The following is a 19,943-nucleotide window of genomic DNA, read 5'->3' on the forward strand; positions in this document are numbered from 1 at the left end:
CGTTTGTCAGTCTAGCTGTCATCTTCGCGCATTATGGATTAATAGGACTTGTGCGGAATTGGCCCAGACGGTTTTTGCGTTGGCCATGCCTGGATCACAATGAGCGCCATGAGCACAATGTACCCTAAACCGTCATTCCCGCCTGCTTTTAGCGGGAATTCATCGTTGATCAAGCACGCAGACAGCAAGACCGGTGAGGCTGATCAAGCATGGATACCCGCCTGCGCGGGTAGGACGAATTGGAAGCGACGGTAAGCTGCCAGCTTTGGGGTGGTTTTGCGTAAGTCCTGATCAAGTAAAATCCGCTTCCAAAGAGCGAAGTGCATGCTGCGGTCGCTGGTACATGTTGAGCCATGCAGAACTGCCATGGGCTTCATGGTTTTTCTTGATGTTCAGGCGCTGTGGTGTCGAGGGTTTTTGCGGTTTTTTAAATGACAGTTTTCAATTCAAAAAGGATGTAAGACAGCATGGCATTGTATCTGGGCATGAGTTCGATGTTGCATACCATAGAGGTCGCTGGCATTCTGGCTTTTGCCAGTTCGGGTTTTATTGAGGCAAGGCGCAAGCGCATGGATGTCGTTGGCGTGTTCACCGTGGCCTTCATTACTGCTTTTGGTGGCGGCACCTTGCGTGACTTGTTGCTGGACCGGCGTCCCTTGTTCTGGGTGGAAAATCAGGAGTACCCCATCGTCATTTTTATCATGTCCCTGCTGGCTATTCCCTTTTTGCGCCGACTGCGCAGTACCGCAATGGAAAATGCCATTGTCGTGGCCGATGCACTTGGGCTGGGGCTGTTCAGCGTCACCGGTTCATCGCTGGCGCTGGAAGTGGGCATGCCCATGTTCATCTGCGTCATGATGGGGGTGATCACCGGCATTTTTGGCGGTGTGTTGCGGGATATCATCTGCAATGAAATCCCGCTGGTATTCCGGCGTAGCCATTTGTATGCAACCTGCGCTTTTGCCGGTTGCTGGACTTATTTGCTGTTGAACTGGCTTGATGTGTCAGAAGTCGTGGCGCTTGGTTTTGGTGTTGGTATCTGCTTTGCCCTGCGCATGCTGGCGGTACGGTTTGACTGGAAGCTGCCGATCTGAAATGCCACGATAAATGCCATGATTTCTGCCGCCTGCAATGTGTATTTTGTGCAGCGCAAGCAAGCATTTTTTAGTTAATGTAAAATCATTCCGTTTCGTAAATATATTATGTTTTTTTGCGTGGTGGGCGTGCAACTAAACCGGCCATGAACATGTCTATCATGTCTTCGGCATGCTGTATCAGGCAGTATGCTTGAGGGTCTTCCAGCCATTCATGGACGATACCAAGCAGAAAAGCATGATTGGCTTGCATGGCTATCCAGGTATCGGTATCGGGATGGAGTTTGCCTTCATCGACGGCGCGCTGGATGATGGCTTGTACTTTGCCCAGGCATTCGGTGCGTTTTTCATCTTCAACGCGGAAAAAAGCCAGATCTTCGGTTTTTTCGCAGCGATGGAAAATGATGTCAAATACCCGGCGCTGGCGGTCATTGCCACTGACCAGATGCAGGAAGTGAATATTTAACTGTTTTAATGCGGCAAGTGGTTCTTTACCCGGAGTGGCGACGATTTCGCCGAGCAGTGCTTCCATGGGTAAAAAGGCACGGTCGCACATGGCCTGGAAGAGGGCACTCTTGTCCTTGAAGTGCCAATAAATGGCGCCACGTGTCATGCCGGCGGCAGTGGCGACATCATTGAGTGTCGTGCTGGTTACACCTTTTTCTGAAAACACTTTTTCTGCAGCGTCCAATAGCGCGCTATAGGTTTCTTGAGCTTCTTCTTTCGTCTTTCTTGCCATCATGTTTCCTTGGTGCGCACCCGACAGAGCAAGCAGCCAATAAAACCAGCTTGAACTGAAGTTGGGGCGTACATTTTTGTATTTTGTCTCTTTATATTGTTTCTTTGTATAGCACTGCAAGTTGCTGTTCAGTTTTATTCAGGCTCAGTCTTATTCAGGTTATGACGTCGCTGGAAAATCAAATTTGCTCCAGATCAAAACCAGCCCTGATATCAGCCACTTCCAGTATCGATTGTCAGTTTGCTACTGCATTTTGTTAATTAGACGCACATGGTAGTGCCGGAATGTTTTTTTATTATCAGCGCTTACTCTTTTTTACTACTTGCTCATTATTACTATTACTAGCCTGGCACAACTGACCTCATTTTCTGCAACTGCTCTTTGTGCATTCATTTAGTGCCGATTTCGTTAAAGGCACTCGTTTTTGCTCATTTTCACTCATTTTCGTTAGCTACCACTTGTTTTAGGGGATAAACAAACAATGAATACAAATGACTTATATACCTGTCTGGTCTGAGCTGATCCGACCATACCACTAACTATTTGCCCTATCCTGTAGCGAAAAGCGGCATTGTGCCAAATTTCGTTTTGAAGCAGGGCAGCAGAAAAACCTTATTTACAAACATTCGTGAATGTATATAATAGCATACCGCCTTTCAATACAGAAGAAAGAATTCCTCATGCGCTCTCCGATACAACAATCAACACCGATTTTCCAGCTTGGCGCCATGGCACGCCATGTTTCCAATGTCTCAGGCTTGATGCCTGCCTTGCGTATTGCTGCTGTCAGCCTGCCTTTGCTGGTGCTGGCGGCTTGCAGCAAAGAGGGGGCGGCCAATACTGGTGGCCCTGGCAAAATGCCGCCACCAGAAGTCAATGTTGTGACCGTTCAGCAGCGTGACCTGGGGCTTGATTTTGAATATGCCGCCCAGACAGCCGGTTCGCGCGAGACAGAAGTACGAGCCCGTGTAGCCGGTATCCTGCAAAACCGTGTCTATGAAGAAGGTTCACGCGTTAAAGCCGGTACGGTCCTGTTCCAGATCGATCCGGGGACTTATCAGACACAACTGGCGTCAGCAGAAGCGGCAGCCGGCGTCAGCGAAGCCAAGCTGAACCAGGCCAAGCGTGAGTTTGCCCGCCTGAGTCCATTGGCAGCCGAAAAAGCCATCAGCCAAAAAGAGTTTGACGATGCCAAATCCAATCTGGAAACGGCTGAAGCAAGCTACAAACAGGTGCGCGCCCAGGTCAATGAAGCCAAGCTCAATCTGGGTTATACCCGCGTCGTCGCACCGATTGATGGTGTGACCGGCGTTGCTGCCAAATCAAATGGCAGCCTGGTAACGGCGACAGACAGCTTGCTGACTACCATCGTGCAGACTGACCCCGTGTATATCAATTTCAGCGTACCGGAAGCGGATTACCTGAAGCTGAGCAAGGAAGTGGTCAGCGGTAAGGTCGCCTTGCCGGGCAAGCGTGCCAGCAATGGCAGCCTGGCATTTGATGTGCAACTGAAGCTGGCTGATGGCAGTATCTTCCCGGCGACCGGCAAGATGAATTTTGTCAGCGAAAGGATCAATCCGGCCACCGGTGGTTTTGATGCGCGCGCCCAGGTCCCTAACCCTGATGGTACTTTGCGTCCTGGCCAGTTTGTCCGCGTTATCCTGAGCGGTGCCAAGCGCAGTTCTGCACTGGCAGTACCACAACGTGCGGTGATTGATAGCCCGATGGGCAAAATCGTGTTCACGGTGTCACCGGACAACAAGCTGATACCTAAACCGGTAGAGCTTGATGGCTGGTCACATGGTGAATGGATAGTCACCAAAGGCTTGCAGGGTGGTGATCGTGTATTGGTGGACGGCTTCATCAAGGCGCATGACCCAGGCATGGTAGTGACACCAGTGGCGATTTCTGCCAAGGCTGCTTTGACGCCTGCGCCAGATGCGCCACCAGGTGCGCCTGCTGGCAAATCTGCCGCCAGTGCGCCGGCTTCGTCTGCGCCAGCCGCATCGGCTCCGGCTGCATCGTCGACACCGGCGTCCGCGAGTGCACAGCATTAAGCCCATAGCAAGCCCAGAGTAAGCTGATGTATCCGCTGCATAAAATTAAGCTAAGCCAAGCTTAGGCTACAAGGAATTATTCATGTTCTCAAAATTTTTTATTAACCGGCCGATCTTCGCGACTGTCTTGTCGCTGATCATCGTGCTGGCGGGCCTGGCTGCATTGCGCATCCTGCCCATTTCTCGTTATCCCGAGATATCGCCACCGGTTGTCAACGTTACGGCGTTTTATCCGGGTGCTTCTGCCGAGGTGATAGAACGTACCGTGGCCGCGCCGATTGAAGAACAGATCAACGGCGTGGAACATATGCTGTACATGGATTCCGTCTCGTCAGCAGACGGTCGTGTATCCATCAATGTCACATTCGAAGTCGGCACCAATCTCGATATCGCTGCCGTTAACGTCAACAACCGGGTGCGCCAGGCTGATGCCAAGCTGCCACAGGAAGTTCGTCGTCAGGGTGTGACGGTCTCGAAGAGTTCGGCCAACTTCCTGGTGGTTGCGGCCCTGTTCTCGCCAGACAATCGTTATGACGCGCTGTTCCTGTCCAACTATGCGACACAGAATGTACTTGATGCCCTGAAGCGTGTACCTGGCACCACCAATGTGCAGATCTTCGGCGCCAAGGACTATGCGATGCGTATCTGGATGCGTCCTGACCGCATGGCGCAGCTGGGCGTGACAGTGGCTGATATCTCGAATGCCGTGACTGAGCAAAATGCCCAGTATGCGGCGGGTAAGGTGGGTGCTCCGCCAAACAATACCGAAGAGTTGACAATGACGGTGACGGCCAAGGGCCGTTTGCTTGAGCCTGCTGAGTTTGGCAACATCATCATCAAATCAGCCAAAGGTGGTTCTGCCATACGCATCAGTGATGTGGCGCGTGTTGAACTCGGCTCCAAAGACTACAACCTGTATGGTCGTGTCAATGGTCACCCGTCTGCCAATATTGGTGTGTTCCTGCAAACCGGTGCGAATGCGCTGGAAACCCGCAAAGCCGTGGAGCAAACCCTGAAAGACCTGAAGGCCAAGTTCCCGGAAGGCATGGAGTACACGACGCCTTATGATACGACGCCATTTGTTACCGAGTCGATTGCCGAAGTCTTGAAGACCCTGGGTGAGGCGATGGTGCTGGTGTTTATCGTTGTCTACCTGTTCCTGCAAAGCTGGCGTGCCACTATCATCCCGACCCTGGCTGTACCTGTGTCATTGATTGGTACCATGGCTGGTCTGCACCTGCTTGGCTACAGTATCAACACACTGACCTTGTTCGGTATGGTGCTGGCGATTGGTATTGTGGTTGATGATGCGATTGTGGTGCTGGAGAACGTCGAGCGTCTGATGAATGAAGAGGGCATGTCGCCAAAAGATGCAGCGATTGAAGCCATGCATGAAGTAACCGGCCCGGTCATTGCGATCGTGCTGGTGCTGGTGGCGGCTTTTGGTCCTATCGCCTTCCTCGGCGGTCTGGCGGGTGAATTGTATCGCCAGTTCTCGGTGACGATTTCTATCGCCGTGGTCTTGTCCGGTATTGTTGCGCTGACCTTGACACCTGCCTTGTGCGCGATCCTGCTGAAACCCGGTTCGGAAAACCATAACCGTTTCTTCACCTGGTTCAATGCAGCTTTCCTGCGTCTGACCAAGCGTTATACCAATGGCGTTACCTTCTTTATGAAGCGTGCCACGCTTGGTGTCGCACTTGTGCTGGGCATGGTTGCACTGACAGGCTTGTTGTGGAAAAACGTACCAGGTGGTCTGGTGCCGGATGAAGATCAGGGTTATTTCATTGGCGCTGCCATCATGCCTGACGGTGCATCACTGGACCGTACTGACGCCATGGTGCGTCAGGTTGAATCCATCATGAAAACCAACAAAAATATCGACACGACTTTTGCCCTGGTCGGTCTGGATTTCCTCGGTGGTGGCGGCTTGAAATCTTCTGCTGCAACCATGTTCTTCCCCCTGAAACCTTGGGAAGAGCGTCACCAGTCTGCGCAACAACTGGTGGGTGAGAGCTATATGAAAACCGGCCGTATCAAGGAAGGCTTGCCGCTGTTCTTTGCACCACCTGCCATTCAGGGCCTGGGACAGACCGGTGGTTTCGAGTTCTATCTGCAAAATGCCGGTGAAGGTGGTGTCAAACGTCTGGCCCAACTCTTGCCTTTGCTGATTGCCGAAGCCAACAAGCAGCCGGAACTGGCTGGTGTAAAAACCTTATGGCAAGCCAACTCACCGCAATTGTTTGTCGACGTCGACAATGAAAAAGCCCGTTCCATGGGCGTGGCCTTGTCTGATGTGTATAACACCCTGGCCGCGACCATGGGCAGCTATTACGTCAATGACTTCAACAAGAATGGTCGTATCTATACCGTGCAATTGCAGGCAGAGGGACAGTATCGTGCCAAGCCGGATGACATAGGTGGCATGTATGTGCGTTCTGCGACAGGCCAGATGATACCGGTGCGTGCTTTTACCACCATCAAGTTCATCACCGGTCCTGACTCTGTACAGCGCTTCAATGCCTTGCCGGCGATCAAACTGCTCGGCGATGCCAAACCTGGCTTTAGCTCGGGTCAGGCGATTGCAGCGATGGAAAGGGCGGCCAAGAACGTCTTGCCTGCTGATGTCGTCTATGACTGGGGCGGTGCATCCTTCCAGGAAAAACGCAGCAGTAATGCGGCCGGACTGGCCCTGGGTGCTGGTGTCCTGATGATCTTCCTGATCCTGGCTGCTCAATATGAGAAATGGTCTTTGCCATTCTCGGTCTTGCTGGCCATGCCGTTTGGTATCTTTGGCGCTTTGACAGCAGTGTATCTGCGTCATTTCAATAATGACGTGTACTTCCAGATTGGTCTGGTGACGCTGTTAGGACTGTCGGCGAAGAATGCGATTCTGATTGTGGAGTTTGCTGTCATGAAAGTGCATGAAGGTTATGCACCGGTGGCGGCAGCGCTGGAAGCGGCACGCCTGCGTTTCCGTCCTATCCTGATGACGTCGCTGGCCTTTATCCTGGGTGTGGTGCCACTGGCATTCTCACATGGCGCCGGTGCAGCTGCGCGTCAGTCTTTGGGAACAGGTGTCCTGGGTGGCATGCTCGGTGCGACTTTCCTGGCGATTTTCTTTGTTCCCTTGTTCTTCAAGCTGATCAATGACAAGCGCCTGAAAACCACTGAGCAGGATTTTGAACACCCTGAGCACATTTTGCATAATGCAGCAAACCCGGATGTGAAGGAATAAATATGTCTGGAACAAAATTGATATTAACAACGCTGATGGCAAGCCTGGTGCTGGCAGGATGCGCATCGGTCGGGCCCGACTATCAACGCCCGGCCCTGGAAACCCCGGCCAGCCTGGCAACATTGGCCTCAGGCAAGCCAGTGGCTGCGGTGGACTTCGCCGCCTGGTGGAAAAGTTTTCAGGACCCGGTCCTGAACAATTTACTCGACGAGGCAACTGCCAATAACCAGGACTTGTTGCTGGCCGCTGCGCGTATAGAAGAAGCGCGTGCTGTCGCGGTTGGCACCAACTCCAATCGCTATCCCAGTGTGGATGCCAATCTTGGCGCCAGCCGCAGCCGTACCAGTGAAAATGCCGGCAAGCTTGGCACCGGCGCCAGCCCTTATAGCAAAGACTTCCAGTTGGGCCTGACGGCTTCGTATGAAGTTGATTTTTGGGGCAAACTGGCGCGCGCCGATGAAGCTGCCCGTGCCCGCCTGCTGGCGCAGGAAGCCAATCGTGGCCTGGTGCAAAGCAGTCTGTATGCAAATGTCGCGCAAACCTACTTCAGCCTGCGAGCAAGCGACGCTCAACTGACCCTGGCTGATTCTGCCCTGAAGACACGTCAGGAAAATCTGCGTCTGCAACAAAAGCGTTATGCCGCAGGCGCCATTGGTGAGTTGGACTTGCATCTGGCAGAATCTGAAGCAGCAGCGGCAGAAATCAGTTTGGCCCAGGCCAAACAGACCTTATCGAACACAGAGTCTGCCCTGGCCGTACTGCTGGGCCGTTCAGCGACAGCCATTGCCACACCAGTTATTGCCCGTGGCAATGCGATAGACGGCTTGCATCAACAATTGAGCATGCCTGCTGAACTGCCGTCTGATTTGCTTAATCGCCGTCCGGATATCCTGGCGGCAGAGCAAAGCCTGGTGGCGGCGAATGCCGATATTGGTCAGGCCAGGTCGGCATATTTCCCCAGTCTGAAATTGACGACGACGGCTGGTTATGAATCTCGGGTCTTCCAGGACTTGCTGAATCCGGCTTCGCTGTTGTGGAGCCTGGGTAGCAGTCTGGCGCAACCCGTGTTCCGCGCAGGCGCGATTGGCGCGGTGGTGCAGGGCGCTGAAGCACGTAAGAACCAGGCGCTGGCGCAATACGCGCAGGCAGTGCAGGGCGCATTCCGCGACGTGCATGATGCACTCAATAACACGGCTGCCAATGAGCAGGTCATTGCGTCCAGTGAGCGCCGTGTGACAGCCTTGCAAGACTCTTTGCGTCTGGCTGACTTGCGCTACAAAAACGGTTACAGCAGCTATCTGGAAGTATTGAATGCTCAGCGTGACCTGTATCAGGCACAATCCAGTCTGATTGACAGCAAGCGTGCGCATTTGTCTTCTGTGGTCAGCATCTATAAAGCAGTAGGCGGTGGGTGGAATAAGCCTGAGACTTTGGCCAGCAAGTAAGACTGAATTGCGATGGATGAGTGGCCCCTTGATTGAAAGGGGCCATTTTTTTATGGCGAACCTATGTAGGTAGGGATAATTCAGTGCATGGAGTTTGTACTCAGGGTGTTGAGTGACGATCTGATTTTTTGCAAGAATTCATCATCAACGGTTCCGAGTGTGCCGCTTCGACCAAGAATGCGGCCATTCTTGTCCAGTAAAATAAGTACACTGGTATGATTGAACTCGCCGCTTTTCATTTGACGATACTGTATATTCAATGTTGCGGCCAGTTGCCGTACAGACTTCTCATTGGTGCGCGCTAATACCCAATGCTGCTCATCCAGTTTTCTGCTCCTGTAAATTGATTGCAGAACTGCGACATCATCCCTGGCTGGATCGAATGTCACCAGCAGTACGGATAAACGGGATTTTTCTTTCTCATCCAGATTATTTTCCAGCATCTTGATGGTGTCTATCAGCATGGGGCAAACATATTCACATGAATTGTAGAACATGCTGATGATCACGACATTTCCGGCCAGGCTTGCCAGCGTGAACTTGCCGGCTTGTTGATTTTCAAGTGTAATTGGCAGTTGGTAGATCGAATCGCCTGGCAAAGCCTGTACTTGTGTTGTGGCCTTTAAAGGTTCCGTGCTGCTTGCCTGGGCATTGAATATACTCAGGGCGAGTGCAGCGGCTGCAGCAATTCTTTTGCTAGCATTCATGGACATATCATTTTCTTTCTTCCGTCAGGTCCCGGGCACACCGGAACCCCAGATTGTCGGTGGTACTTGCACCTGTCAATGAGGACAGCAGGGCCACCCGCATCAAGATCGCATAGTTTTCTTTGTTTTGCAGGCTGGTCGCTCCAGCGCCGCAGAATTGCAATTTGTCAGGATCACCCTGAGTACGGCTGTCAGGACTGATCAGCAAGGCATTGAAGTCACTGACCCATTCCCATATCAGGCCGTGCATATCCTTGATCCCGTAATAGTTGGGTATATGGCTGATCAGGTTTGAAGAGTCATTTGACGATACCGAATACCAGGACAGTATGCGTGCTCTCCAGTCGGGGTCACTGCGTGCATCGGCATGATGTGCATCCGCAGCAGCGACCAATTCCCACTCAAGCCAGCTCGGCAAGCGTGCATTTTCAGATTCACAATATGCCTGCGCTGCGTACCAGCTGACATTGGTAACTGCCTGTGTCGACTTGTCCGTATCGCCTGTAGGAGTTGTATAAGTGGGAGATACCGAGGTGTGCAGGTAACTGGCATCCGCAAAAATAGCCGGCACCCGAGATCTTTGCCACTCCGGATGCGTTTGCAGAAATTGCTGATATTCGCCATTCGTGACAGGGCTGACACGCATGGAAAAGGATTTGACGTTTTCCTTCTCCTTCGCATCGGGTCCTGACAGTACACTGGCAATCTGACCGCCCGGAATAGTCAGATAATCAGCGGCATTGGCAGTTGATAACAAGAGCAAGGAGCAGGCGCACAAAAAAACCAGTCCGCATATTGATTTGCTCTTGTATCCGTACCAATTGATCAACAATTTATGACTGCTCATCAGATCACGCTAATCGGGTGATCAATGGGCCGCTGCTTTTACAGGTACAGCTTTGGCGCGTTCCGCCTTGACTTCACTGGCTTGCACGCGACCGCCTTTATTACCCCAGCTATTCAGTACATAAGTCAAGATATTCGCTACCTCATCGTCGTTCAACTGGTTCATGGCAGGCATGACAGAGTCAAACTCTTTACCGTTGACAGTTACTTTACCAGTCAGGCCGCGCAACAGCACACTGATTGATCTTTGTGGATCGCTATTAAGATAATCAGACTGTGCCAGAGGAGGGAATACGCCTGGCAGACCAGCGCCGTTTGCCTGGTGACAAACCGAGCAAGTGCCTGTGAACAACTGCCCACCGGCATTGATCTGGTCTTGCACAGTAAGGGTACCGCTTTCTGCCGCCTTCGTTGCAGTACTGACTGCAGCCAGATTAGCCTGTGCTCGATCGCCAAGGTAGACAGAATCCAGTTCCTTGCCCGAATAAATGTCTTTCCTGGCCGGGCCATCGACTTTCATGATGGCCAATGCCCCCTTATTGAATGCGCGGAAAATTGAGTGGTCGACCAGTACATAGCTGCCTGGTACCTTGGTCTGGTATTCAACAACCGCCGCACCACCTGCGGGGATGAGTGTGGTCTGTACATTTGTCTGGACATTGCTGCCGCCCTCAAAGCGCACTTTATCAAAAATGGCACCTATCACATGAAAGCTGGACACAAGGTTAGGGCCGCCGTTGCCAACAAACAGGCGGATTTTTTCATTGGTCTTGGCAGTCAAGGCTTTGTCACCTGTCATCGCCCCTTCTGCACCATTGAACAGGACATAGGTAGGTTTTTCATCGATGGCTTTTTCCATGTCAAAAGGCTGGTACCCTTTCTCACGGTATTTGCCTGTCGTATAGAAATCACCTTGCATGACGTAGTATTCGCGGTCTACCGCCGGCAAACCTTGTGGCGGCTCAACCAGGATCAGTCCATACATGCCGTTGGCGACATGCATGCCAACAGGTGCCGTTGCACAGTGGTAAACGTAGATGCCTTCATTGAGTGCTTTAAACGTGAATTGTGATTCATGACCAGGTGCAGTGAAGCTCGATGATGCACCGCCACCAGGCCCCGTCACGCCATGCAAGTCAATATTATGCGGCATCTTGCTGCTGGGGTGGTTCTTCAAGTGAAATTCGACAGTGTCACCCTGACGTACGCGGATAAAGCTGCCAGGGACGGTACCGCCAAATGTCCAGAACATGTATTTGACACCCTCGGAAATGGCCATCTCCTTTTCAACAACTTCCAATTCCACAATGACCTTGGCAGGATAATTGCGACGTACAGGTGGCGGGACAAATGGCGGACTGGTCAGCACGGCATGTATGGCAGGTCCCTGGGGAGGACCAAAATCACCAGAACTTTTAATGGCTTTGGTTTCGGATGCCTGTGCTGTAAAAGCCAGAAGCAGGGTGGTGAGTAATGCACCCGGGGTCAGGAGAGCAGAAAATCCTCTGAGCATGTTTTTCATATGAACACCTTTTGTATGTGAAGGTAGGTAACCTGAAGGAAATCTCGTTGCTGTTCACGATACTGATGTATTTCTCAAAAAGCTTTGATATGAAATAAGAAGCTAAAGTTTTTTTGCTGAAGCGAGGGTTTCTAAGGAGAAGTTGTTATTTACGTATAAACGAATCTCAGGTTGCGTCTGTTTTTCGCCTGGCTTTACTGAGTGGCAGAACCTGTATCTTCCCTGTCCTGTTTTTTGGTGTGACCAGATCTGCCAGGGTTACTGCATCAAGCACAGACAAATACGCAGCAGTTGCACTGCTCAACACACCTTTTAAAATGCAGGCGCCTGCGTAGGTGCAAGTGTTGTTGTGACGGTCAAAGCATTCTGCCATATGAAAGTCGGATTCGGTGTTTCGCACCACTTCGCCGATATTGATTTCTTCAGGAGGCAGGTTCAGTTGCAAGCCACCATGGCGGCCGCGTATGGTCTCTACCTTGTGTGAAATTCCCAACTGATGGACAACTTTGGTCAGGTGGCTTTTTGAAATGCCATGCAGCTCGGCAATTTCCTGTATGGTCACCAGCCTGTCGCTGTGTTGTGCCAGGTAAATCAAGGTGCGCAATGTGTAGTCGGTAAAGGCGGTCAATCTCATATTGATTCCATCAAACTGTGAGACCAGTGTCGGCTCAGGATCATCATCTTTTTTCAAGTGCACTATTGCCAAGTGGTTTCGATTCGCCAGGTGATATCAAGGCGTCAGCACCATTTTTTCATGGCTTATTAAGATATATATAGTATAGATGTTTATTGGATTTTCCTGGCTTATATGAAAATTTTGACCTCTATCAAGGATTTTAGATTAAACATTCATTTTGTTTGTACCTTTTAATACATGCATATAAAATGAATCTTTAATGATGCCAAGGATGCTTTATGCAGGACGTCACTGCAATCCATTCATCCTTCAGTGTCATGAAACTTTCTCAATTCTCCAATAAGGAAAACGCCATGCATGCCACGCGTAAACTCTGGACTTGGCTCGCCGTCATCTGTGTCCTGTCTTTCTCCGTCCTGGGTTGGGTCGGCACAGAAATTTACCTGACGGCGCCGCCTATTCCTAAACAAGTCGTTAGTGTCGATGGGACTGTCCTGTTTTCAGACGGACAGGTGCAACGAGGGCAAGAAGCCTGGCTGTCCGCCGGGGGACAGCAATTAGGGACGGTATGGGGTCATGGCAGTTATGTCGCACCAGACTGGTCTGCCGACTGGTTGCATCGTGAATCGCTGGCCCTGCTGGAAATATGGGCGCAAAAAGAAGCCCGGACATCCTTTGATCAACTGAGTGTGGGGCGTCAGGCAGAACTGACGGCGCGACTCAAGCAAGAGATGCGACTCAATACTTACGACCCTGCCAGCGATGTGATTACACTCAGTGTGGATCGTGCAAAGGCAATCGAGCATGTCGCACAACATTATATTGCCTTGTTTGGCAACGATCCTGCACTGGAAAAATTACGCGAGCAATATGCGATGAACCGTGGTTCTCTACCTGAAGCGCAGGACCTGCAAGCCTTACCCGCATTTTTCTTCTGGTCAGCATGGGCCGCCGCCACGGACAGACCAGGCGCTGCAAAACTTAGTTATACCAGTAACTGGCCGCACGAGCCCCTGGTTGACAACACACCGACAGCAGGTGCAGGCATCTGGTCCATTGCCAGCGTCATTTTAATGATCGCTGCTATTGCAGGCATGATTTTTTATCATTCAATCAGCAAGGAGGCTGGCGACCCAGCACCACCCAAGGCCGATCCTTTATTTGATCTGAAGCCAACTCCATCAATGAAAGCGACCAGAAAATATTTCTATGTGGTCATAGGGCTGATACTGGCTCAGGTAGGCATGGGAGTCATCACTGCCCATTATGCTGTTGAGGGACATAGTTTTTTTGGTTTTCCTTTGGCAGAGATACTGCCATTCACAGTCAGTCGCACGATACATACGCAATTTGCCGTGCTGTGGATAGCCACTGCCTGGCTGGCAACGGGCCTGTATATCGCCCCTGCCATTTCGGGGCATGAGCCCAAGTTTCAAAAACTGGGCGTCAATCTTTTGTTCTATGCCTTGCTCTTTATTGTGGTTGGTTCTACGGCGTTTGGCTGGCTGGGCAGCCTGCAGCACAAAGGCAATGAATTCAGTTTCTGGATAGGTAATCAGGGTCTGGAATTCACCAGCATGGGGCGTGTGTGGCAGATACTTTTGTTTGTTGGTTTGCTGTTCTGGGTGACTTTGCTGGGACGCGGTTTATTGCCAGCCTTGAAAAAACCATCTGAGAGCCGCGGTCTGATTGCGATGGTGTTCCTGGCCGCCATGTGTATAGGTGGTTTCTATGCCACCTCACTGACCTGGGGACCGCACACGCATTATTCGATGATCGAGTACTGGCGCTGGTGGCTGGTGCATCTGTGGGTGGAAGGTTTCTTTGAAGTGTTTGCTACCGCTGTCATTGCCCTGTTGTTCACCCGCCTGGGCTTGATACATGCAGCAACAGCCAATAGCGCCATTATTCTGGAAACCATCGTCTTTCTGTTCGGTGGCATCCTGGGAACCTTGCATCACCTGTACTTCACAGGCACGCCGACATTTGTCATCGCCATTGGCGCCATGTTCTCTGCCCTGGAGGTCGTGCCACTGGCAATGATAGGCGTGGAAGCTTTCCGCAACTATCAGCGTTCAAAGGCTGCTCCGTGGGTGCAGGCATACAAATGGTCGATACTGTGTTTTATCGCTGTCGGGTTCTGGAATACCGTTGGCGCGGGCTTGCTCGGATTTTCCATCAATACGCCGATCGCCCTGTACTACATGCAAGGCCTGAATATGACTGCCGCACATGGTCACGCGGCCTTGTTCGGTGTCTATGGCATGCTGGGCATAGGTCTGTTGCTGTTTTGCCTGAGAGGCTTGTCTGAGCGTGCCCTCTGGTCAGATAAATTATTGCAGGCCATGTTCTGGTTGCTCAATATTGGTCTGGCGATGATGGTGTTCATGTCCCTGGTGCCTGCAGGCATCTACCAGGCTGTCGCAAGTATTACCAAAGGCATGTGGTTTGCGCGCTCACCGGAGGTCATCCATTCACATTTCATGGAAACCCTGGTCTGGATGCGAGTTCCTGGCGACATCGTGTTTTCGATCGGTGTGGTTTGTCTGGCGCTATTTGCCATACGCATGCTTGCAGGCAGAAAAGGTATTGAGGCCAGTGCGGGCAATATAGCTTATGCGAAAGGCTCAGGTAAAGTTTAACCGTTTATTTAATGGGGAGGGTAAGAAATGCCTTCTCCCTGTATTTTCTGACTGTTTTCATCTATATTAAAAAGGAGTTTTACCATGGTTCATGATTGTTCTACACCCGTATTTACCGAAGGCGTGTATGCGTTTGATGCGCGTGGTGTTGCCAAGCGTTTTCGCCACGCAGCCATTTTTGGCGCCTTGTCCGCATTAAAGCAAGGGGAAACCATGCGCTTTTGCAATGATCATAATCCCTTGCCACTATTGGCACAGATCGAGCAGCACTTCGGTGCTGGCGTGAAAGTAGCGTATGTTTCCCATGAGCCGGGTGAGATCATTATTGATTTTCATGTGACCGCTTGAGTATGTGATCATTGTGCCGGCTTGCAATATGAGGAGAAATGAAATGGCTACACCACATATACGTTCGGGAGAAATCACCAATTTGCTGACTCCTGAAGCGCAACTCATGACCTTGCCGGCACATGCCTTGTTCAAAGACGCACACCTGGAAGTCATGCAAATGAATTTGTTGAAGGGGAAAAACCTGCCTTCACATCGTGTCAATGGCCCCATCACCATACAGTGCCTGTCCGGAGAGATGCAAATTGAATTGGAGGCAGGTGCGAAAGTTATGCACGCAGGTGACTTGCTGTATCTTGCCGCCGATTTGCCGCATGCGGTTCTGGCTGTCACTGATACGTCTTTTCTGGTGACAATAGTATTGCTGAAACCTGTTGCTTGAACGATATTTCAGCTGATCATCTTTGTTACGCACTCTTACAGATTTCTGGTCATCTTATTTCCATGTGACCCCGTTATATGACCATCGCTAGCGAAGGCTCAATGAAATCTGGATACGGAAAAGGAACTTATCATGCATAACAAATTGATCTCTCTGCTCATTGCGAGCGTATTGGCTGCACCTGTTTTTGCACAGAATGCGGTCACAGATGTACAACGCAATGTCAGTCAACAGACACGTATAGAAGATGGCTTGAAATCAGGTCAGCTCAGCACCAAGGAAGCCGGCAAGCTCGAACGTGAACAAGCCGCGGTTTCGCGTGAAGAACAAAGGGCATTGAAAGATGGCAAACTCAGCCAGCGGGAAAAAAACAAGATAGACCGCATGCAGGACAAGGCCAGCGCCGATATTTATGCTGAAAAGCATGATGCACAGACGGGCAATCCCAATTCAGTATCAAGCAAACGCATGCAGGCCGACGTGCAAAGAAATGTCAACCAGCAAAAGCGTATTGAAGCCGGTATCAAGAGTGACGAACTGACCAATCATGAAGTCGCCAAGCTGGAGAAGGGCCAGGCCAGGGTAGAACATAAAGAAGCCAATGCCGCACGAAATGGCCATATCAGTGCTGCTGAAGAGCGCAATATTCAGCATGCTGAAAACAAGCAATCCAGGAAAATCCATAAAGAAAAAACGGACATGGACGTGCGTGGATAAAGTGAGTCTGTGAACCGGAGTTGTTAAACAAAGCTGGCGATGATCAGCTTTGTTTTTTTATCTTGCTTGCCTACTAAAAAGTGATGAAGTGCATCATCAGATCATGCAAGAGAATGTACTCATCTCTTGTTGTGACTGGCTGTCATGGATGGCTTTACCAACTATGACAGGCATGCCCGCTGATTGGGGTATGCCATTCTTCAGCGCCACAATTTCTGCCATGATGGACAGGGCAATTTCTGCCGGGGTCTTGCTGCCTATGTACAAGCCTGCTGGTCCGTGCAGGGTTTGCAGGGCAGATTCAGGGATGTCGAAATGGGTGTGCAGGCGTTCGCGCCTCTGCTGGCTGTTGCGGCGCGAGCCTATTGCGCCAACGTAGAAGGCATTTGATTGCAGGGCGTCGATGAGCGCCAGGTCATCAAGCTTGGGGTCATGCGTGAGGGCGATGACGGCGGTGCGGCTGTCGGGTTGCAGGCGCAGTATCAGGTCATCCGGCATTTCATCGCTGACGACTACGCCCGGCAATTGCCAGCTGGCGCGGTATTCTTCGCGCGGGTCGCAGACGATGACGGCAAAGCCCAGGCTCAGTGCAAACTGGCACAGGTAGCGCGACAGGTCACTGGCACCGATGACGATGATGCGGGCTTGCGGGCCAAGGTAGGTGATGAGCTTATGGTCATCGAGTCTGGGCAGGCCATCATAGTGGCCTGCCTGTAGTTGAGCATGGCCGGTCTGCAAATCGAGCGTGCGCTCGACGCTGCGGCGCTGTTCGCAGGCGAGCAGCAATTCATCGAGGCGGCTATGAGCTGATACTGGTTCCAGCACCAGCTCTACCGTGCCGCCGCAGGGCAGGCCAAAGCGGTGTGCCTGGTCGGCAGAGATGCCATAACGCAGTACCAGCGGCAGGCTGCCTGCGCAGACAGCCTGCACGCCTTCTTCGCGGATGCGGTGGATGAGGTCATCTTCTATGCAGCCACCCGATACCGAGCCTACGGTTTCACCGCGCCCATTGATCGCCATCAGCGAGCCGGGTGGGCGTGGTGAAGAACCCCAGGTGCGCGCCACCGTGACCAGGATGACTTGCAAGTCTTGCGCATGCCATGCTAGCGCAGTGCGCAAGACCAGGGTATCGAGATTTTCCATTGCTTAGACTTTTACTGAATTGAGCTTTGCTTGAAGTTTAATAGATAGGACTTACGCAAAATTGTCCCAACAAGGCGTAGCGACGAAGACAGTACTTTAGTACGGCTAGGAGCTACAACGCAGTTGGGGCGGTTTTGCGAAAGTCCTAATAGAGCTTAGCTGACCTTGAATGGCAATTCACGCAAGCGCTTGCCACTGAGCCTGGCGACAGCATTGGCAAATGCTGGTGCCAGCGCTGGCAAGCCAGGTTCACCCATGCCAGTCGGTGCATCTGCACTGGGCACGATATGCACTGCAACCTGCGGCATATCAGTAATGCGTGGCACGACAAAATCACCAAAATTACTTTGCTCGACCACACCATCCTTGAGCGTAATCGCGGCACCCGGCAGGCACATCGACAAGCCCATCAATGCCGCGCCCTGCACCTGTGCTTCCACGGTTTTGGGATTGACAGCCAGGTTGCAGTGCACGCCAGCCGTTACCTTGTGCAACTTGGGCTGGCCATTCTTGATGGACGCTTCGACGACATAGGCGACGATGGACGAGAAGGATTCATGCACAGCCACACCATAGGCACGGCCAGCAGGCAATTTCTTTTTGCCATAGCCAGATTTTTCTACCGCCAGCTCGAGTGCTGCCTTGTGCCGTGGATGCTTGTCGCCCATCAGTTTCAGGCGATAGGCTACCGGGTCTTGTTTGGTGGTCTGGGCAATTTCATCGAGCAGGGTTTCCATGACAAAGGCAGTATGGGTAGAACCCACGCTGCGCCACCACAGCACTGGCACATTGATCTTGGGATGATGTACGGACAGACGCATCGGCATCTCATACGGCTCTTTCATACCCTCGACTGCGGTTGCATCAACCCCATTCTTGACCATCATGCCTTCAAATGGTGTGCCGCCTACGATGGACTGGCCGACGATGACATGGTCCCAGCCCAGGATGTTGCCCTGGGCATCAAAGCCTATGTCGGCCCTGTGTACATGCATGGGGCGGTAGTAGCCACCCTTGACGTCATCCTCACGGCTCCACAGGGTGCGCACAGGCGCGTCCAGGCCCGCAGCGACTGCTGCCTTGGCGACCTGGCAGGCTTCCACCACATAATCACTGGTGGCAATCGCGCGGCGGCCAAAGCCGCCACCGGCCATCTGGGTATGCACGGCGATGTTTTCCGGCTTCAGGCCCAGTGTGGCAGAGGCGGCAAAACCGTCCAGGCCAGGCATTTGCGTGCCCATCCACAATTCTGCCTTGTCACCCTTGATGGCGACGGTGCAGTTCAAAGGCTCCATAGGCGTATGGGCCAGATAGGGGAAGACGAACTCGGCATTCAGCTTGTGCGGTGCTGTCGCGATCTTAGAGACATCGTCGTTGTACTTCAATGCGCCTTGCTGTTTGGCCAGTTCTTTATAACTCGCCAGTTGCTTCACGCTATCGACTTTTTCTACGCTGGCGAGATCCCATTCCAGCTTCAGCACATCGCGGGCCTGTTTGGCAGGCCAGTAGCCAGTGGCGATCACGGCTACGCCCTCGCCACCACGGTCTGTCGGTACGCGCACTACTGCCTTGACACCCTTGATGGCCTTGGCTGCCGCATCATCAACAGACTTGAGCTTTGCACCAAATACCGGCGGGCGGGCGACTACGGCAGTCAGCATGCCGGGCAAGTGCATATCTATGCCAAAGTCCTGGGTGCCTGTTGATTTGGCCTGGGCATCGAGGCGGCCTGTGGGTTTGCCTATCAGGCGGAAATTTTTTGGATCTTTGAGCGTGACTTTTTCTGGTACCGGCAATGCCATGGCCGCTTCGGCCAGTTCACCATAGCCGAGTTTTTTGCCACCTGGCCCAACAACAAAGCCTTTTTCTGTGCGCAGGGCAGAGGCATCTGCACCCCATTGCGTGGCCGCTGCCTGTACCAGCATGGCACGGGTACGTGCGCCCAGCTCACGGTACTGGGTATAAGAATGGGCAATGGTGTTCGAGCCACCTGTCAAGTGCATGCCGAATGCCGGATCAACATAGGCCGGGTGGTTGCTGCCATTGGCGAATTTGACTTTTGACCAGTCAGCATCAAGTTCTTCTGCCAGTATCAGGGGCAGGGCGGTTTGCACACCCTGGCCAAATTCCAGGCGGTTAATCGTGACGGTGACCGTGCCATCCTTGGCAATCTGCACGAATGCGCCCGGCTGCTCGGTGGCTTTCAGACCAGAGGGCGCTTTGGCAGCATCCTGGGCTGTTGCCAGCAAGGGGTAGCAACCCAGGGCAAAGCCGCTGGCGGTGGCCATCTTCAAGAAGCTGCGGCGGCTCAGGCCGCCTGCGCTTGTTTCAGTGGTTGCAGAGGTTTCGGGGCTGTTCGATTGCAACAGGGATTGCAGATGGCGTGGCAGTTCATTCAAACGGGCTTCAAAATGCATGGTGGTTCT

The 19,943-nt window shown here is 52.2% G+C and carries 15 protein-coding genes; 8 read left to right on the forward strand and 7 right to left on the reverse strand.

The window, feature by feature from the left end; translation table 11 throughout:
- Positions 1-467 precede the first annotated feature (467 nt).
- Positions 468-1,094, forward strand: coding sequence for a trimeric intracellular cation channel family protein (locus LZ463_RS11585; protein WP_241455795.1), 627 nt, complete (start codon positions 468-470; stop codon positions 1,092-1,094).
- 106 nt (positions 1,095-1,200) lie between these two features.
- Here the strand turns inward: LZ463_RS11585 and LZ463_RS11590 are convergent, their stop codons facing one another.
- Positions 1,201-1,836, reverse strand: coding sequence for a TetR family transcriptional regulator (locus LZ463_RS11590; protein WP_241455796.1), 636 nt, complete (start codon positions 1,834-1,836; stop codon positions 1,201-1,203).
- Positions 1,837-2,513: 677 nt separating this feature from the next.
- Between LZ463_RS11590 and LZ463_RS11595 the strand changes: the two genes are divergently transcribed.
- The 3 genes from LZ463_RS11595 (at position 2,514) to LZ463_RS11605 (ending at position 8,573) form a co-directional block, all read left to right on the forward strand.
- Positions 2,514-3,890 (forward strand): efflux RND transporter periplasmic adaptor subunit, encoded by a 1,377-nt coding sequence (locus tag LZ463_RS11595; RefSeq protein WP_241455797.1) that lies wholly within the window; start codon positions 2,514-2,516, stop codon positions 3,888-3,890.
- A gap of 82 nt (positions 3,891-3,972) precedes the next feature.
- Positions 3,973-7,128 (forward strand): efflux RND transporter permease subunit, encoded by a 3,156-nt coding sequence (locus LZ463_RS11600; RefSeq protein ID WP_241455798.1) that lies wholly within the window; start codon positions 3,973-3,975, stop codon positions 7,126-7,128.
- Positions 7,129-7,130: 2 nt separating this feature from the next.
- Positions 7,131-8,573: an efflux transporter outer membrane subunit gene (locus tag LZ463_RS11605; RefSeq protein WP_241455799.1), complete on the forward strand. Its 1,443-nt coding sequence runs from the start codon at positions 7,131-7,133 to the stop codon at positions 8,571-8,573.
- 80 nt (positions 8,574-8,653) lie between these two features.
- Here the strand turns inward: LZ463_RS11605 and LZ463_RS11610 are convergent, their stop codons facing one another.
- The 4 genes from LZ463_RS11610 to LZ463_RS11625 all read right to left on the reverse strand — a co-directional run bounded on the left by LZ463_RS11610 (position 8,654) and on the right by LZ463_RS11625 (position 12,282).
- Positions 8,654-9,280, reverse strand: coding sequence for an SCO family protein (locus tag LZ463_RS11610; protein WP_241455800.1), 627 nt, complete (start codon positions 9,278-9,280; stop codon positions 8,654-8,656).
- Positions 9,281-9,287: 7 nt separating this feature from the next.
- Positions 9,288-10,127, reverse strand: coding sequence for a formylglycine-generating enzyme family protein (locus tag LZ463_RS11615; RefSeq protein WP_241455801.1), 840 nt, complete (start codon positions 10,125-10,127; stop codon positions 9,288-9,290).
- Positions 10,128-10,148: 21 nt separating this feature from the next.
- Positions 10,149-11,639 carry a copper-containing nitrite reductase gene (gene nirK / locus LZ463_RS11620; RefSeq protein WP_489686110.1) on the reverse strand — a complete coding sequence of 497 codons (1,491 nt, stop codon included), beginning with the start codon at positions 11,637-11,639 and terminating at the stop codon, positions 10,149-10,151.
- A gap of 175 nt (positions 11,640-11,814) precedes the next feature.
- Positions 11,815-12,282, reverse strand: a complete 468-nt coding sequence (locus LZ463_RS11625) for an RrF2 family transcriptional regulator (protein WP_241455803.1) — start codon at positions 12,280-12,282, stop codon at positions 11,815-11,817.
- Positions 12,283-12,638: 356 nt separating this feature from the next.
- On the opposite strand from LZ463_RS11625, the gene LZ463_RS11630 reads away from it, so the two are divergent.
- The 4 genes from LZ463_RS11630 (at position 12,639) to LZ463_RS11645 (ending at position 16,374) form a co-directional block, all read left to right on the forward strand.
- Positions 12,639-14,927 (forward strand): nitric-oxide reductase large subunit, encoded by a 2,289-nt coding sequence (locus LZ463_RS11630; protein ID WP_241455804.1) that lies wholly within the window; start codon positions 12,639-12,641, stop codon positions 14,925-14,927.
- Between the two features lie 84 nt (positions 14,928-15,011).
- Positions 15,012-15,275, forward strand: coding sequence for a DUF2249 domain-containing protein (locus LZ463_RS11635; protein ID WP_241455805.1), 264 nt, complete (start codon positions 15,012-15,014; stop codon positions 15,273-15,275).
- Between the two features lie 43 nt (positions 15,276-15,318).
- Positions 15,319-15,657 (forward strand): cupin domain-containing protein, encoded by a 339-nt coding sequence (locus LZ463_RS11640; RefSeq protein WP_241455806.1) that lies wholly within the window; start codon positions 15,319-15,321, stop codon positions 15,655-15,657.
- Positions 15,658-15,789: 132 nt separating this feature from the next.
- Complete coding sequence (locus LZ463_RS11645; RefSeq protein ID WP_241455807.1) at positions 15,790-16,374, forward strand: hypothetical protein; 585 nt, start codon at positions 15,790-15,792, stop codon at positions 16,372-16,374.
- A 96-nt stretch (positions 16,375-16,470) separates the two neighbouring features.
- Here LZ463_RS11645 and LZ463_RS11650 read toward each other — a convergent pair whose 3' ends face one another.
- Positions 16,471-17,517, reverse strand: a complete 1,047-nt coding sequence (locus LZ463_RS11650) for an XdhC family protein (protein WP_241455808.1) — start codon at positions 17,515-17,517, stop codon at positions 16,471-16,473.
- Positions 17,518-17,672: 155 nt separating this feature from the next.
- The gene (locus LZ463_RS11655; RefSeq protein WP_241455809.1) at positions 17,673-19,934 is read right to left on the reverse strand and encodes a xanthine dehydrogenase family protein molybdopterin-binding subunit; all 2,262 of its coding nucleotides are present in this window, start codon (positions 19,932-19,934) and stop codon (positions 17,673-17,675) included.
- Positions 19,935-19,943 lie beyond the last annotated feature (9 nt).

The sequence above is a fragment of the Undibacterium paludis genome, assembly GCF_022568815.1.
In the GTDB taxonomy this organism is placed as follows: domain Bacteria; phylum Pseudomonadota; class Gammaproteobacteria; order Burkholderiales; family Burkholderiaceae_D; genus Undibacterium.

Excerpts from the sequence above, each read along its gene's own strand:
- LZ463_RS11630 (WP_241455804.1), top strand. The coding sequence starts at position 12,639 with ATGCATGCCACGCGTAAACTCTGGACTTGGCTCGCCGTCATCTGTGTC.
- LZ463_RS11590 (WP_241455796.1), bottom strand. The coding sequence starts at position 1,836 with ATGATGGCAAGAAAGACGAAAGAAGAAGCTCAAGAAACCTATAGCGCG.
- LZ463_RS11615 (WP_241455801.1), bottom strand. The coding sequence starts at position 10,127 with ATGAGCAGTCATAAATTGTTGATCAATTGGTACGGATACAAGAGCAAA.
- LZ463_RS11640 (WP_241455806.1), top strand. The coding sequence starts at position 15,319 with ATGGCTACACCACATATACGTTCGGGAGAAATCACCAATTTGCTGACT.
- LZ463_RS11585 (WP_241455795.1), top strand. The coding sequence starts at position 468 with ATGGCATTGTATCTGGGCATGAGTTCGATGTTGCATACCATAGAGGTC.
- nirK (WP_489686110.1), bottom strand. The coding sequence starts at position 11,639 with ATGCTCAGAGGATTTTCTGCTCTCCTGACCCCGGGTGCATTACTCACC.
- LZ463_RS11600 (WP_241455798.1), top strand. The coding sequence starts at position 3,973 with ATGTTCTCAAAATTTTTTATTAACCGGCCGATCTTCGCGACTGTCTTG.
- LZ463_RS11645 (WP_241455807.1), top strand. The coding sequence starts at position 15,790 with ATGCATAACAAATTGATCTCTCTGCTCATTGCGAGCGTATTGGCTGCA.
- LZ463_RS11650 (WP_241455808.1), bottom strand. The coding sequence starts at position 17,517 with ATGGAAAATCTCGATACCCTGGTCTTGCGCACTGCGCTAGCATGGCAT.
- LZ463_RS11635 (WP_241455805.1), top strand. The coding sequence starts at position 15,012 with ATGGTTCATGATTGTTCTACACCCGTATTTACCGAAGGCGTGTATGCG.
- LZ463_RS11605 (WP_241455799.1), top strand. The coding sequence starts at position 7,131 with ATGTCTGGAACAAAATTGATATTAACAACGCTGATGGCAAGCCTGGTG.
- LZ463_RS11595 (WP_241455797.1), top strand. The coding sequence starts at position 2,514 with ATGCGCTCTCCGATACAACAATCAACACCGATTTTCCAGCTTGGCGCC.
- LZ463_RS11610 (WP_241455800.1), bottom strand. The coding sequence starts at position 9,280 with ATGAATGCTAGCAAAAGAATTGCTGCAGCCGCTGCACTCGCCCTGAGT.
- LZ463_RS11655 (WP_241455809.1), bottom strand. The coding sequence starts at position 19,934 with ATGCATTTTGAAGCCCGTTTGAATGAACTGCCACGCCATCTGCAATCC.
- LZ463_RS11625 (WP_241455803.1), bottom strand. The coding sequence starts at position 12,282 with ATGAGATTGACCGCCTTTACCGACTACACATTGCGCACCTTGATTTAC.